This is a genomic window from Leucobacter iarius, from assembly GCF_039530105.1.
Taxonomy (GTDB): Bacteria; Actinomycetota; Actinomycetes; order Actinomycetales; family Microbacteriaceae; genus Leucobacter; species Leucobacter iarius.
On sequence record NZ_BAAAOB010000002.1, the window covers coordinates 309881 to 323200 of the forward strand.

Genomic DNA, 13320 nt, shown 5'->3' on the forward strand with positions numbered 1-13320 from the left:
CTCAACCCCACCTATCTTCTTGTTCTGGCCTCCAACCTCGCGCATATTTGGAGGCCAGCAGCACAAGGTCAGTGTCACCGTCCGCTTCGCGTAACGCTTCGAAGGATTCCCGGAGGTTCACCTCTCCTCCATAGATATCCACGAGCCAGTCCCAAGCTAGTACCGGCGTCACTCGAACGTGTCGAGAGTTGCCCGAATGTGCACGATTCTCCCCGTGAACTGACTCAAGGACCGCACGCGTAACGTCAGGGGAACGTTCTTCCCCTACGACCGACTCACCAGCATTCAGTTCCTGCGCAAAGCCAAAAACACGCGCGAGGTCCCACTCTTCAGCGAACCGTTCTGTCACCCCTAAACGGAGGATCTCATCGGCAAGTTCGCGCTCCAGAGGCTGCACATCCGACTCGGGTACAACTTTCGAGCCGATGTTTTCACGATGGCCAACCATGTGCAGCAGCTCAAGTTTTGATGAGTACGAGCGCACGAGCGGCAGGGCTGTTCGGACCACATCAGCTCGCTCAAGTTCTTCGCGTTGCTCGAGCATCCTCAGAATGACACGAGCAACGATGATCTGCGGCCGCATAACCATAAGTCCACCAAGAAGAGAAGCGCTCTCCGGCACTCTTGGGATGAGATTGAGCAATGCAGCAATCGCGCTAGACATGCCCGACTCCGGGAATTCTCCCTTGAAAGTTTCCATACTCCCGAGCACATCCGGGAGAAGCTCAATCGGCACAGTGGCCAGTGCCTTCGCGAAGTCTGTTGGCGTATCGATCTTTGGGACGAGTTCTTCGGCAAATCGAAAACTCAGCAGCCCTGCAGGAGCCACACGATCGAAGTAGTTGCTAAGGAAATCCTTGCTTGCAAGGAGATGTTGCTTCTTCCAGGAGTCAACCCATGAACTTCCATAGCTCGTATTCTCAACGTACTTAATCGACGCGGGGAAGACCCGACCTAGGAGCGCTCGAACGACCGATTCATCCGGACCTGAGATGCGAATAAGCTCATCGATTTGAGCCTGATACGCCGGATTCTTACGCGAAGAACCAAAATCCGAAGAGGTCTCGGTCAAGGCCAGCTTCATGTCCCGCAGCTGCAGAAATAGCTCTGGCCGGAACACACGTACAGCTTCCATGGCGAGCAAATCTGAGACATCGATGTCTCGTGCCAGAGCATCCATAGTTACTCTGGCAGACAGCACGTAACGGACAATATCGCGCATGTTTCCAACGAGAGGACGGATCACCTCAACAAAGATGTCCCCCCAGCGCGCCTCATCGAACCGTAGTCCATCGATCCCATCAACCAATGGCTCCAGCTCGCGCAAGAGCTCCGATTGCAGCATCTGATCTGGCACTGCGGGCAGATCATATGAAACCTGAATAATCTTCTCCAGGTATTCGCGCCCCGGCACGTTCGTTTCCTCAAGTGCAGCCTCAACTCGGTTTCGATCGAATGCAAGCAGATAGACGATGTTCGGGAAACTTGCCGTAAGCCTCACCAACTTGAAGATTTCGCGTATCTCTGCCGTGGTAAGTCGGTCTAGATCGTCGATCACCACAACGACAGGCCGCTCAAGCAAAGCAAGCTTCTGCGCTACTCGGTCGCGTCGCGCGCCAGCACTTCCCCGCTGTCCCACTCGCCGCTTTGCTCCGCTACGCGCTAGCGCAAGGCCACCGTTGAACAAACCTCCCCACAACCCGAAGTTCCCCGCGACCGAACCGATCGAATCGCCATACTTCTCGAGAAGCCCCGCGGCTTTCGTTAAGCGATCATCTTGCAGCTCCTTGAACTGAGATGCAAGCTCGGCGAAGAAGTGGTCAACAAGTTGTTCGGTTCCCGAGAACATCCAGGGGTTAAAGTCAACGACCGGAATAGTCGGTTGGGTCGCAAACTGTTCACGCATTAGATTAATGAAAGAGCTTTTACCATGCCCCCAAGGCCCCAAGACACTGACAACTACGCCCCTTGAAGGGTCCAGCTGACGTATGGCAGTAGCAAAATCGTGCGCGAGCACTGCGCGCCCGAAACGATCTTCTGAGGATGCCTCAATTGGACTGTCTGTCGATTTTGGTTCCGACATTCTCTACGCCGCTTCCCTCAGCTTGGTGGATTCGAGGTTCTGCATAACCACTCCTTCTCGTCAGCAATTAGATATTGTGTCGTGCGGCCGCCCCGACCACCACGCATCACGACTTTGTTCTGTTTGATGAGCTTCTTCAGCGCGCATTCTACCTGGGGTCGCGTGAGTCCGGTCTGCGACACTAGGCCACTTCGACCCGCCTCCCCCATCTGAAGCACGTTCATGGACCGACGCTGTGAGCGGCCGAAAAGAGTGGCGACCCGCTCTTGTATAGTCCCAACGGTAGCGTTCATATTCGCTCGTATGAGCACAGCGACCGTGACTCCGCGATCGACGAAGATCGGTCGGTCGACCTTGCAAGTATTCAGCTCGCGCTCTACCTCGTGTTTTTCGCCACCCTCGGCCCCCGCCACGCGGTATCCGACTGTATTACGGGGTCTGATCCGAGCCGAGGCATCGCGAGCCGAACACAGCTCCGGGCCCCGTGCAACTTCCGAAGAAGCCTCCCGGACCCGATTCGCCCTCGCGAATGCGGCACGGGGTGGGTTTCCTTCTGTCTTGGGCGGTCGGTACTCCGATGTCGGCCGAAGGCGACCTGCGGCTCAGTTTCGCGTACGCTCCGCAATCTCGTCCGAGTGCTTCCGCAGCGCGGAGAGCACTGCTCCACGAATGATCGCCCACAGGATCCAGAGCCAGATGATGGTGACAAAGAGCCAGACGGCGATCCCGAGAACCCAGCCGAGGGTCGTGTCGGGCATGACGGGAGTGTTCATGGCGCCAGGATATCGATCCGGGTTCGCTGAGCGAAAGGGGCGCCTGCGTGCATGGGACGCGTTGCGGCGCCAATCCTGCTCGATATCACACCGCACAACCCGCTGACCGCGGGCCGCACGCGAAGCGCGGATCGGCATCCATTCCACTGGATTGGTTGTCGGTTCGCGCTTCCTTGCGTTCTGCCGTCCGCTTCTGATGGGATGGGCCCGACACCGCCGGTCGAACCGATCGCGCGAGTGCTCCGATCCGGCTGGAGGCGACCATGGGACTGTTCGACCGAGCGAAGAAGGCGGCCGGGGCCGCAGGAGCCGCGGGTGGCGACTGGGCCGCGCAGGCGCAGGCCGCGCAGCAGCTCGCCTCCGAGCAGCTCCGACAGGCGGGCTACACCGACGGCAGCATGCCGACGATGGCGAACGCCGCCGAGGTCGGCGCGCAGATGCAGGCCGACCACGACGTGCTGAACGCCTACGGGCAGGAGCTGAACCGGATCCTGCAGATCGGCGCGCCCGGCACCTGCGTCATCGTCTCGGCCGTCGACACCGGAGATCGCACGGCCGGCCAGCCGTGGTTCCAGATGGAGTACGACATCACCCTTCCCGGGCAGGCCGCCTACCGGGTCTCGAAGATCGAGATGGTGCCCGACGTCGCCCTGGCGAACTACGCGGTCGGATCGCTGCACGAGGTTCGCGTGGATCCCGCCGATCCGCAGAAGATCGCGCTGGCGAGCTGATGCGTTCGCGCCCGTTGGGGTCGCCATGGGCGTCCTGAACGACGTCTGGCGTCTGATCAAGGCCGGCGGACGCGAGAGCGCGCGAACCGACTACGCCGAGGCGCTGCGGCAGTCCGCCGATCTCGCCGAGGCGATGGCCGGTGCGGATCCCGCCGCGCCCGCGGGCACCCACGGCGCCGCCGCGGCGAACCCCTTCACCAACCTCGAGTTCTTGCGCCAGGCGATCCCCGTGGCGGGCACCGTCGTCGCGCTCGCGCCCACCGGGCAGGTGCTCGGCGATGTGCCGATCTACGCGGTCGAGCTCGACGTGCAGCGGGACGGGGCGCCGGTCTACCGCACCACGTATCAGACGGTGATCGCGGCGGGCGCGCTGCACAACTGGCAGCCAGGCAAGGTCCTGCCGTTCCGGGTCTCGCCGACGGATCCGCACGCGCTGATGCTCGGCTGAGCCACGGCCGATCCGGAGCGGCCGGTCGCGGCCTACGGTCGGAACATCGAGACGCCCGGGCCGTCCTCGTAGCCGAAGAACTCGCGTTCGAACACGGCCCGCGCGCGGCGCGCGGCGCCGAACCAGCGTTCCTCGATCTCGCCCGTGCTGCCGCTCGGCAGTCCGAGCACGCCGGCGATGCCTTCGAGATCGGTGCGGTCGTTCGGCAGGCTGTCCGATCTGCGTCCCGACCAGAGGGTCAGCGCCGAACGCAGCGTGCTCGCCAGCGTCCAGGAGTCCATGAGCGATTCCTCGGACTCGCCGTCGATGAGTTCGGCCTCGACGGCCGCGCGCAGGGCTTCGCGCGTCGACACCGTGCGGAACGCGGGAATGCCCGCGCCGTGCTCGAGCTGCAGCAGCTGCACGAGCCACTCGACGTCGCTGAGCCCGCCCGGACCGAGCTTGAGGTGCCGCCGGGGATCGGCGCCGCGCGGCAGCCGTTCCGCCTCGACGCGCGCCTTGAGCCGCCGCACCTCGCGCACCTCGTTCTCGCCGAACTGCTCCGGGAAGCGGATCTCGTCGGCCAGCGCGAGGAAGTCGCGGCCGAGATCCACGTCGCCCGCGACGGCGCGGGCCCGCAGCAGCGCCTGCGCCTCCCAGGCGAGCGACCAGCGTTCGTAGTAAGCGCGATAGGCGTCGAGGCTGCGCACGAGCGGGCCGTTCTTGCCCTCGGGGCGCAGGTCGAAGTCGAGGTCGACCGGGAAGCGCGGATCCGAGACGAGCCGGCGCAGCTCCGTCACGAGGCGCAGCGCCTCGCGCGTCGCGGCGTCCGGAGCGGTGCCGGGCAGCGCCCGGTGCACGGCGACGAGGTCGATGTCTGAGGCGAAGCCGAGCTCCCGCCCGCCGTAGCGCCCCATGCCGATCAGGGCGAGCTCGATCCCGGTCTCGGGCGCGCTCTCGCGCAGGGCGAGCAGCAGCGCGTCGAGCAGGGCGCCGTGCGCGGCGTCGAGCCCGCCGGCCACCTCCTCATCGTCGATCACGCCGACGAGCCGCCCGAGGGCGAGCCGCAGGATCTCTCGTCGGTGAGCGGCGCGCAGCGCGACCGCGGCGTCGTCGACCGTCGCTCGGCGCGACGCCATCGCTCGCATCTCGGCGCGGAGCGTACCGAAGGAGGTCGGCATCATCAGCTCGTCGCGCTCCAGCCAGGCGACGGCCTCGGGGATCGACTCCAGCAGTTCGGCGGCGAAGCGCGAGGTCGACAGCACGTGCGTGAGCCGCTCGGCGGCCTCCGATCCGTCGCGCAGCAGCCGCAGATACCAGGGCGTGTCGCGGTTCGCTTCGCTCACCCGACGGAACGCGAGCAGCCCGGCATCGGGATCGGTGCCTGAGGAGAGCCACTGCAGCAGCACCGGCAGCAGGTTGCGCTGGATCCGCGCGCGGCGGGACCCGCCCGAGGTGAGGGCCGTCAGGTGCCGCATCGCGCCGTCGGGATCGCGGAAGCCGATACCGACGAGCCGAGCCCGCGCCTCGTCGCCGCCCAGCACGAACTCGGCGTCGGGCAGCGCGGCGACCGCGCTGAGCAGCGGCGCGTAGAAGATCTTCAGGTGCAGTTCGCGCACCTCGTGCTTGATCGCCTCCCACCGGCGCCGCAGCTCCTCGGCGGTCGCGGCGAGCCCCGAGGCCCGCGCGAGCACCCGCAGCCCGTCGGGATCGCGCGGCATCAGCGCCGTGCGCCGCAGCTCCCGTAGCTGCAGCCGGTGTTCGAGCAGCCGGAGCCGCGCGTAGTCCGCTTCGAGGCGCTCGCCGTCCTCGCGGGCGACGTATCCGCCGGCGACCAGCGCGTCGAGGGACTCGAGCGTGCCGCGGAGCCGCAGCCGTTCGTCGTACTGCCCGTGCACGAGCTGCAGCAGCTGCACGCTGAACTCGATGTCGCGCAGCCCGCCCGGGCCGAGCTTGAGCTGGTGGTGGATGTCCTCCTCGGCGATGTGCTCGGTCACGCGCCGGCGCATCCGCTGCACGGAGCCGACGAAGTCCTCGCGCGACCCGCTCGCCCAGACCATCGGCCGGGTGCGCTCGACGAACTCCTCGCCGAGCGCGAGGTCACCGGCGACGGGCCGCGCCTTCAGCAGCGCCTGGAACTCCCAGGCCTTGGCCCAGCGCTCGTAGTAGCTGAGCATCGACGCGAGGCTGCGCACCAGTGCGCCCTGGCGCCCTTCGGGCCGCAGGTTCGCGTCGACCTGCCAGAGCGGGGGCTCATGCGCGGGATCGTGGATCGCGCGCATGAGCTCGCCGGCGAGCCGGGTGGTCACGCGGATGAGCGCGTCCCCGTCGAGCACGTCGTCGTCGGTGCTGCCGACGACGAACACGACATCGACGTCCGAGACGACGTTCAGTTCGCGAGCGCCGCACTTGCCCATCGCCACCACGGCGAGGCGCGCGGCCGCGACGCGTTCGACGGGGACCGCGGGTCCGCCCTCGCCGTCGAGCAGGCGCCGTCGCGCGACCGCGAGACCGGCCTCGAGCGCGGCCGAGGCCAGGTCGGAGAGCGCGGCCGCGACCTCGGCGAATGGCGCGGGCTCCCCCGCGGCCGCGCCGCGTTCGAGGTCCGCGACCATCAGCTCGGCGAGCAGTTCGCGGTAGCGCGTCCGGAGCGCGTTCCAGGCGGACTCGTCGGACGACGACGCGATCGGCACGCGCTGACCCGCGGCGACGGCCGGGTCGTCGGCGACGGCCGGATCCGCGACCACCGTCCCCGGGATCGGATCCGCAGCCCCGACCGCGGCGAGCAGCTCGTGCCGCGCCTCCGCAGCATCGGGCACGCGCCCGCCGTCCCGCAGCAGGCGCGCGAGGTCGCGGGGGTTCCGCGTGAAGAACTCGGCGAGCGCGGGCGAGGCGCCCGCGAGGCGGCACAGCCGCGCCCACTCGCTCGCGCCGAGACCCGCGCAGAGATCCGGACACCGCTCGGCGAGCTCGCTCAGCCGCGCGAGCGCGGTGTCGGGATCGGCCGCCCCGGCGAAGGCGTCGAGCAGGGTCTCGGCGTCGACCGGTGCGACGCCCGCGTTCGCGGCGCCGCCCGCCTGCTCGACGAGCAGCGCCGCGAGACCGTCGATGCGGTCACGAGCTTCGCTCAGCTCTTGGAACCCGGCGCGCGCGACGCGGCCGAGCGTGGAAGGGCGGGATCCCGGAGCCATCGGCCGATCAGATCGTGCCGAGCATCGAGGACAGCTCGAACGGCGTCACCTGGCTGCGGTACTCGTCGACCTCGCGACGCTTCTCGCGGATCAGGTAGGCGAACACCTGCTCGCCCAGCGCCTCCGCGACGAGCTCGGAGCGCTCCATCACCGCGAGCGCATGATCCAGGCTGGTGGGCAGCGGATCGAAGCCGAGCGCACGACGCTCGCCGTCGCTCAGCGCCCACAGGTTCTCCTCCGCCTCGGGCGGGAGCTCGTACTCCTCCTCGATGCCCTTGAGGCCGGCTGCCAGCAGCACCGAGAAGGCGAGGTAGGGGTTGGCCGCGCTGTCGAGCGCGCGGTACTCGACGCGGGCGCTGCCGCCCTTGCTCGGCTTGTAGCTCGGCACGCGCACGAGGGCGGAGCGGTTGTTGTGGCCCCAGCTCACGAACGAGGGCGCCTCGTCGCCGCCCCACAGCCGCTTGTACGAGTTGATGTACTGGTTGGTGATCGCCGTGATTTCGGGCGCGTGCCGCAGCAGGCCCGCGACGAACCGGCGGCCCGTCTGCGAGAGCTGGTACTTCGCCGCCGGGTCGTAGAACGCGTTGGCGTCGCCCTCGAACAGCGAGAGGTGCGTATGCATGCCCGATCCCGGCTGCCCGGCGAGCGGCTTCGGCATGAAGGTCGCGTGCACGCCCTGGGCGATGGCGACCTCCTTCACGACCGTGCGGAAGGTCATGATGTTGTCGGCCATGGTGAGCGCGTCGGCGTACCGCAGGTCGATCTCGTTCTGCCCCGGACCCGCCTCGTGGTGGCTGAACTCGACCGAGATGCCGAGATCCTCGAGCATGTTGACGCTGTCGCGCCGGAAGTCGTGCGCGGTGCCCCCGGGGACGTTGTCGAAGTAGCCCGCACGGTCGACAGGGACGGGGCCCTCGGCGCCGAACTCCTTCGACTTCAGCAGATAGAACTCGATCTCGGGGTGCGTGTAGAACGTGAAGCCGCGCTCCGCCGCGCGGGCGAGACCGCGCTTCAGCACGTTGCGCGGGTCGGCGACCGCCGGCTCGCCGTTGGGCGTGCGGATGTCGCAGAACATGCGCGCCGTCGGGTCGGTCTCGCTGCGCCACGGCAGCAGCTGGAACGTCGAGGGATCCGGGACCGCGAGCAGGTCCGACTCGTAGGCGCGCGTCAGGCCCTCGATCGCGGACCCGTCGAAACCGATGCCCTCGCCGAAGGCGCCCTCGACCTCGGCGGGCGCGAGCGCCACCGATTTGAGCGTCCCCGCGACGTCGGTGAACCAGAGGCGCACGAACTTGACGCCGCGCTCCTCGATGGTGCGGAGGACGAAATCCCGCTGCTTGCTCACGCCGGCTCCGATCGGGTCGATGATCCTCCCCGCGCTGCGCGAGGACTGCTCTCAGACTACCGGCGCGGAGCCCCCGCGCGGCTCAGTCGTCCTGCGCGTCTTCCTCGGCCCACTTCCTGGCGCGTTCCGCGACGATCTCGGGGCCTCGGGCGGCCTCCTCGCGCGTCGCGAACGGACCGATGCGGTCGACCGAGAGCGACTGCGGCCCGTCCTCGACCTCGCCGGTGCGCGTGTTGTACCAGTACGTCTCCTGGGGATCGTCGATCCCCCAATCCCGCTTGCTCATGTTCCATAGACTAGACGCATGCCGTTCGATTCCGCAGGTCACCTGGTCCCCGGTCGTGTCAGCCCCGTGCGGGTCGTCCCCAAGCAGATCCAGCGACCGCCGTACGTCGGACTCGACGCGCCGCCGCCCTACACGGGCGACAACACCTACACCGAGGACGAGATCGCGAAGATCCGCGCCGCGGGCCGCATCGCGTCGCGATCCATCGACGCGGCCGCGGCGGCGATCCGCCCGGGCGTCACCACCGAGGAGCTCGACCGGATCGCGCACGAGTACGTGGTCTCGCACGGCGCCTACCCGTCGACGCTCGGCTACCGCGGGTTCCCGAAGTCGAGCTGCACCTCGGTCAACGAGGTCATTTGCCACGGCATCCCCGACGACACCGTGCTGCGCGAGGGCGACCTCGTCAACATCGACGTCACCGCGTACCTCGACGGCTACCACGGCGACCTCAACCGCACGTTCCGCGTCGGCGAGGTCTCCGAGGAGGCCGACCTGCTGATCCAGCGCACCGAGCAGGCGCTCATGCGCGGGATCAAGGCGGTCGCGCCCGGCCGCGAGGTGAACGTGATCGGCCGGGTCATCGAGACCTACGCGAAGCGCTTCGGCTACGGCGTGGTGCGCGACTTCACCGGGCACGGCGTCGGCGCCGCGTTCCACACGGGGCTCATCATCCCCCACTACGACTCGGCACCCCGGTTCGACGATGTGATCGTGCCCGGCATGGTGTTCACGATCGAGCCGATGCTGACGCTCGGCACCCACGAGTGGGATCAGTGGGAGGACGGCTGGACCGTGACCACCCGCGACCGCTCGCTGACCGCGCAGTTCGAGCACACGCTCGTGGTGCGCGAGCAGGGCGTCGAGATCCTCACGCTGTCGGACGACTGAGGCGCGCGTCCGCGTTCGCGCCTCCCAGCATCGACCAGTGGACGTCGAACCGACGATTGGACGTCTCGGTTGCGCCCGACACGCCGTCCACCGGCGGATAAGCGGTCCAACGGTGGAAGCCCATCTGGACCCGACCCGCGGCAGCAAGATGCCCCCGCCGACCGCATGATCATGCGGCAGACAGGGGCAAAAGGAGAATGGGCCGGATCATACGCCGGGTTCTGTCCCGCCGGCCGAAACCGGCGGTGACGGTCATCTCTCTCGGAGTGCCGTCGCCGACACCCTCTAGCGGCCTACCCGCAGACTCGGCGAGGAGCTTCAACGCCTGCTGTCTGGCCTTGCTGCGAACGAGGTTTACCTGGCCGCCCGTGTCACCACGGACGCCGGTGGTCTCTTACACCACCGTTTCACCCGTGCCGCCGCGGTCGCCCGCAGCGGTCGGTCTGCTTTCTGTTGCACTTTCTCGCGGGTTGCCCCGGGTGGGCGTTACCCACCGTTCTCCTCTGTGCAGCCCGGACGTTCCTCGGCGCGCCCGCCGAAGCGAACGCGACGCGACCGTCTCACCGACCCATTCTCGGTGAACAGTCTACTGAACTTCGGCGATGCCGGCGATGCCGCGACGGTCGCCCAGCCCGTAGTAGTGCCGGAAGTTGTAGATCAGGGGCCGCCATCGCTCCGGGTTCACGTGCGAGGTTCCCGGAACGGTGAGTTCGTCCGCGACGTGCACCGCGCGCACCCGCGCGTGCACGCTGGCGATCCCGTCCGGCTCCTCGTGGATCCCGGTGACCCGAGCCTCCAGGTGGACGGGGAGCTCGGCGACCCGATCGGGCGCGACGGAGCTCGAGCGCAACGGATGCCAGCCCACCATGCGGAACTTGTCCGCGACGAAGCGGGTGCCCTCGCGCTTGCCCTCGGGAATCGGGTCAGCACCGGTCGTCCGCCCGAGCCGTTCGACGGGCTCCCATCGGCCCTCGTCGACGAGGTTCAGCACCAGCTCGGGCCTCCTCCGCAGGTTGGCGATGCTGTGCCCCGACGCGCCCAGCCCGATCACCAGGAGATCGTCGAGCGCCCAGTAGGAGGAGATCGGCGCGAGGTTCGATGTGCCGTCCGCGTTCGCCGTGGACAGCACCCCGACCGGCGTCCCGAAGTAGAGCACGGATGGAGTGATGGTGCGATGCACGCCGGAGGGATCGATGGTCGAGGGATTCGTTTCGAGCATGCGGAACAGTGTGATCGCGTGACGTTTCGGCGCGCGCCGAAGCATCGATCGGGAAGAATAGCCGCATGGACGCGCGCGAAAACGGAGCCGCTCTGGCGCGGGCAGCCTCGGTGCTCTCGGACACCAGCCGAGCCACCATGCTGCTCATCCTGCTCGACGGTCGCGCCTGGACCGCGACCGAGCTCGCCGCGCATGCCGGGATCGCCCGCTCGACCGCCTCCGAGCACCTGCACGTGCTCGTCGACAGCGGACTGGTCGTGGAGCGTCGGGCCGGACGCCACCGCTACCTGAGCCTCGCCGATTCGCGCGCGGCCACACTGGTCGAGAGCCTCTCGCTGTCGACGGCGCCGTCTCCGCCGAAGCCGTCGCTCCGCGGGATCGCGGCGGACCGGGCGCTTCGGGAAGCGCGCAGCTGCTACGACCACCTCGCGGGCGCCGCAGGGGTGGCGCTGCTGCGGACGATGGAGGAGCGGGAACTGATCGGTCCGGGAACCGGGCTCACGCCCGCCGGCGAGCGGTGGTGCGTCGAACTCGGTATCGAACTCGAGTCCGCTGAACGGTCGCGCCGCCCGCTCGTCCGGCGCTGCCTGGACTGGACCGAACGCCGGGACCACCTGGCGGGGAGCCTCGGCGCCGCCGTATTCGAGCGGTTCCTGGTTCTCGGATGGCTGGCTCGCGGTTCGGTACCCCGAGCGGTGCGCGTCACCGAACAGGGCCGCGCCGAACTGGCTCGTCGGCTCGGCCTCTTCGATTGAGCGGAGCCTACGCCTCGTCGACGCGCACGAGGATCGCGCCACTGCCCGGGCAGAACACGATCTCGTCGGGTGCGGTCTCGCGGATCGTCATGAGCTCGGCCGGCGCGAGAGCCATGTTGGATCCCTCGGAGACGTTGCCCCGCAGGCGAGCTGCGCCGATGCCGTTGCGGGAGCGGGTCTCCTCGTAGAGACCGAGCAGGTCGCGCTGGATCTCGGCGGCCACACCGGTACGCTCCTCGGCAGCGGCGGCGGCCTCGCGGGCGATGGCAGCTTCGGCCTCGCCGATCGCGGCCTCGAGGGCCGCGCGACGACCATCGACACCGCTGAGCGCGGCGGCCGCCTCGTCGAAGCGCGCCTTCGTCTGCTCAGCGACCTCCATGAGCTCGAGTTCGCGCTCCTCGAGCTCGCCGGTGCGGCGCGCCAGGGTGTCGAGCTCGTTCTGCAGGGCTTGCGCTTCCTTGGGCGAGGTGCTCGCGGCGATCAGCTGCTCGTCGCGCGCCTTGCGGTCCCGCACCATCTGGGTGTCGGACTCGAGGCGATCGATCTCGGCCTGCTGGCCGTCGAGTTCGCGCTGGAGCCCCATGAAGCGCTCCTTCGCCGCAGACAGCTCGCCCTGCAGCGACGCCAGCTCGGCGCGCTGCGGGATCTGCTCGCGTTTGCGCCGCAGCCGAGCCGCGGTCGTATCGAGCTCTTGCAGGTCGAGCAGCAGTCGCTGCTGGCGGGGACTGGCCTTCATAGCACCCAAGACTAGCGCCCGGAGCCCGCACCGGATGCGCGGCCGTCGTTCGCGCCGACCGAGAAGGCCCACGGATCGGTGCGGCGCGCGCTCACCCGGAACTCGACGCCGGGCAGTTCGGCGGCGAGGCGCTCGGCGGCGCCCTCGAGCCAGAGCGATTCGCTCGCCCAGTGCGCCACGTCGACGAGCGCCGGGCCGCCGGCGACCGCCGACTGCTCGAGCGACTCCTGCGCGGGGTGGTGCCGCAGGTCGGAGGTGAGGTAGACGTCCGCTCCGCGCACGAGCGGGTGGTCGAGCAGGCTGTCACCGGCACCGCCGAGCAGCGCGATGCGCTGGACCGGCCGCTCCGGATCCCCCGCGACGCGGACTCCGCTGACCGTGGCCGGCATGATCCCGGCGACCCGCTCCGCGAACGCGCGGAGCGTTTCGGGTGCGGGCAGCTCCCCCACCCGGCCGATCCCGGCGCTCGGATCGCTCGCCATCGGCACGATGGGCTGCGCATCCGCCAGGCCGAGCCGTCGTGCGATCACGTCGGAGACCCCGCCCTCGGGCTGATCGGCGTTGGTGTGCGCGGCGAGCAGCGCGCACTCGCCGCGGATCAGACGCGCGAGCAGCGATCCCTTGGCGGTGTCCTCGGCGATCGAGTTGATGCCGCGCAGCAGCAGGGGGTGGTGCGTGAGCAGCGCGTCGGCGTCCCAGTCGAGCGCCTCCTCGACCGTGGCGTCGACCGCGTCAACCGCGAGCAACACCCGCCGCAGCGGAGCCGCTGCGCGGCCGGTGACGAGGCCGACGCGATCCCAGCTCTCGGCGGTGGCCTCGGGCCAGAAGCGCTCGGCCGTGCGGCGCAGATCGCCGAGGGTGCGCGGTGCGTCCTGCGTCATGA

Annotated in this window: 12 protein-coding genes and 1 other RNA gene; 4 read left to right on the forward strand and 9 right to left on the reverse strand. The window is 68.4% G+C overall.

Going from position 1 to position 13320, the window contains the following annotated elements; genetic code table 11:
- Position 1: 1 nt before the first annotated feature.
- Positions 2 to 2083, reverse strand: coding sequence for a KAP family P-loop NTPase fold protein (locus tag ABD169_RS10735; protein ID WP_344032124.1), 2082 nt, complete (start codon positions 2081 to 2083; stop codon positions 2 to 4).
- Between the two features lie 602 nt (positions 2084 to 2685).
- Positions 2686 to 2856 carry a hypothetical protein gene (locus ABD169_RS10740; RefSeq protein WP_344032126.1) on the reverse strand — a complete coding sequence of 57 codons (171 nt, stop codon included), beginning with the start codon at positions 2854 to 2856 and terminating at the stop codon, positions 2686 to 2688.
- 263 nt (positions 2857 to 3119) lie between these two features.
- Between ABD169_RS10740 and ABD169_RS10745 the strand changes: the two genes are divergently transcribed.
- Both ABD169_RS10745 and ABD169_RS10750 read left to right on the forward strand, forming a co-directional pair.
- Entirely contained in the window at positions 3120 to 3587 is a 468-nt protein-coding gene (locus ABD169_RS10745) for a hypothetical protein (protein WP_344032129.1), read from the forward strand.
- Positions 3588 to 3612: 25 nt separating this feature from the next.
- Positions 3613 to 4035: a hypothetical protein gene (locus ABD169_RS10750; RefSeq protein ID WP_344032131.1), complete on the forward strand. Its 423-nt coding sequence runs from the start codon at positions 3613 to 3615 to the stop codon at positions 4033 to 4035.
- 32 nt (positions 4036 to 4067) lie between these two features.
- Here ABD169_RS10750 and ABD169_RS10755 read toward each other — a convergent pair whose 3' ends face one another.
- From ABD169_RS10755 to ABD169_RS10765, 3 genes are all read right to left on the reverse strand, one after another.
- Positions 4068 to 7205 carry a bifunctional [glutamine synthetase] adenylyltransferase/[glutamine synthetase]-adenylyl-L-tyrosine phosphorylase gene (locus tag ABD169_RS10755; RefSeq protein ID WP_344032133.1) on the reverse strand — a complete coding sequence of 1046 codons (3138 nt, stop codon included), beginning with the start codon at positions 7203 to 7205 and terminating at the stop codon, positions 4068 to 4070.
- 7 nt (positions 7206 to 7212) lie between these two features.
- Positions 7213 to 8550: a type I glutamate--ammonia ligase gene (gene glnA, locus ABD169_RS10760; RefSeq protein WP_046456319.1), complete on the reverse strand. Its 1338-nt coding sequence runs from the start codon at positions 8548 to 8550 to the stop codon at positions 7213 to 7215.
- 82 nt (positions 8551 to 8632) lie between these two features.
- Positions 8633 to 8836, reverse strand: a complete 204-nt coding sequence (locus ABD169_RS10765; protein WP_046456320.1) for a hypothetical protein — start codon at positions 8834 to 8836, stop codon at positions 8633 to 8635.
- 18 nt (positions 8837 to 8854) lie between these two features.
- Here ABD169_RS10765 and map point away from each other — a divergent pair, with 18 nt between their 5' ends.
- A complete protein-coding gene (map, locus tag ABD169_RS10770; protein WP_344032135.1) occupies positions 8855 to 9727 on the forward strand; it encodes a type I methionyl aminopeptidase in 873 nt (290 codons plus the stop codon).
- 194 nt (positions 9728 to 9921) lie between these two features.
- On the opposite strand, the gene rnpB is transcribed toward map, so the two are convergent.
- Both rnpB and ABD169_RS10780 read right to left on the reverse strand, forming a co-directional pair.
- Positions 9922 to 10298, reverse strand: an RNA gene (gene rnpB, locus ABD169_RS10775) — RNase P RNA component class A.
- A 15-nt stretch (positions 10299 to 10313) separates the two neighbouring features.
- Positions 10314 to 10946, reverse strand: coding sequence for a flavin reductase family protein (locus tag ABD169_RS10780; RefSeq protein WP_344032137.1), 633 nt, complete (start codon positions 10944 to 10946; stop codon positions 10314 to 10316).
- A 65-nt stretch (positions 10947 to 11011) separates the two neighbouring features.
- Here ABD169_RS10780 and ABD169_RS10785 point away from each other — a divergent pair, with 65 nt between their 5' ends.
- Positions 11012 to 11701 carry an ArsR/SmtB family transcription factor gene (locus tag ABD169_RS10785; RefSeq protein ID WP_344032139.1) on the forward strand — a complete coding sequence of 230 codons (690 nt, stop codon included), beginning with the start codon at positions 11012 to 11014 and terminating at the stop codon, positions 11699 to 11701.
- A 7-nt stretch (positions 11702 to 11708) separates the two neighbouring features.
- On the opposite strand, the gene ABD169_RS10790 is transcribed toward ABD169_RS10785, so the two are convergent.
- Both ABD169_RS10790 and ABD169_RS10795 read right to left on the reverse strand, forming a co-directional pair.
- Positions 11709 to 12437 (reverse strand): zinc ribbon domain-containing protein, encoded by a 729-nt coding sequence (locus ABD169_RS10790; RefSeq protein WP_344032141.1) that lies wholly within the window; start codon positions 12435 to 12437, stop codon positions 11709 to 11711.
- An 11-nt stretch (positions 12438 to 12448) separates the two neighbouring features.
- Complete coding sequence (locus ABD169_RS10795) at positions 12449 to 13318, reverse strand: Nif3-like dinuclear metal center hexameric protein (protein ID WP_344032142.1); 870 nt, start codon at positions 13316 to 13318, stop codon at positions 12449 to 12451.
- Positions 13319 to 13320 lie beyond the last annotated feature (2 nt).

Excerpts from the sequence above, each read along its gene's own strand:
- ABD169_RS10735 (WP_344032124.1), bottom strand. The coding sequence starts at position 2,083 with ATGTCGGAACCAAAATCGACAGACAGTCCAATTGAGGCATCCTCAGAA.
- ABD169_RS10740 (WP_344032126.1), bottom strand. The coding sequence starts at position 2,856 with ATGAACACTCCCGTCATGCCCGACACGACCCTCGGCTGGGTTCTCGGG.
- ABD169_RS10745 (WP_344032129.1), top strand. The coding sequence starts at position 3,120 with ATGGGACTGTTCGACCGAGCGAAGAAGGCGGCCGGGGCCGCAGGAGCC.
- ABD169_RS10750 (WP_344032131.1), top strand. The coding sequence starts at position 3,613 with ATGGGCGTCCTGAACGACGTCTGGCGTCTGATCAAGGCCGGCGGACGC.
- ABD169_RS10755 (WP_344032133.1), bottom strand. The coding sequence starts at position 7,205 with ATGGCTCCGGGATCCCGCCCTTCCACGCTCGGCCGCGTCGCGCGCGCC.
- ABD169_RS10765 (WP_046456320.1), bottom strand. The coding sequence starts at position 8,836 with ATGAGCAAGCGGGATTGGGGGATCGACGATCCCCAGGAGACGTACTGG.
- map (WP_344032135.1), top strand. The coding sequence starts at position 8,855 with ATGCCGTTCGATTCCGCAGGTCACCTGGTCCCCGGTCGTGTCAGCCCC.
- ABD169_RS10780 (WP_344032137.1), bottom strand. The coding sequence starts at position 10,946 with ATGCTCGAAACGAATCCCTCGACCATCGATCCCTCCGGCGTGCATCGC.
- ABD169_RS10785 (WP_344032139.1), top strand. The coding sequence starts at position 11,012 with ATGGACGCGCGCGAAAACGGAGCCGCTCTGGCGCGGGCAGCCTCGGTG.
- ABD169_RS10790 (WP_344032141.1), bottom strand. The coding sequence starts at position 12,437 with ATGAAGGCCAGTCCCCGCCAGCAGCGACTGCTGCTCGACCTGCAAGAG.
- ABD169_RS10795 (WP_344032142.1), bottom strand. The coding sequence starts at position 13,318 with ATGACGCAGGACGCACCGCGCACCCTCGGCGATCTGCGCCGCACGGCC.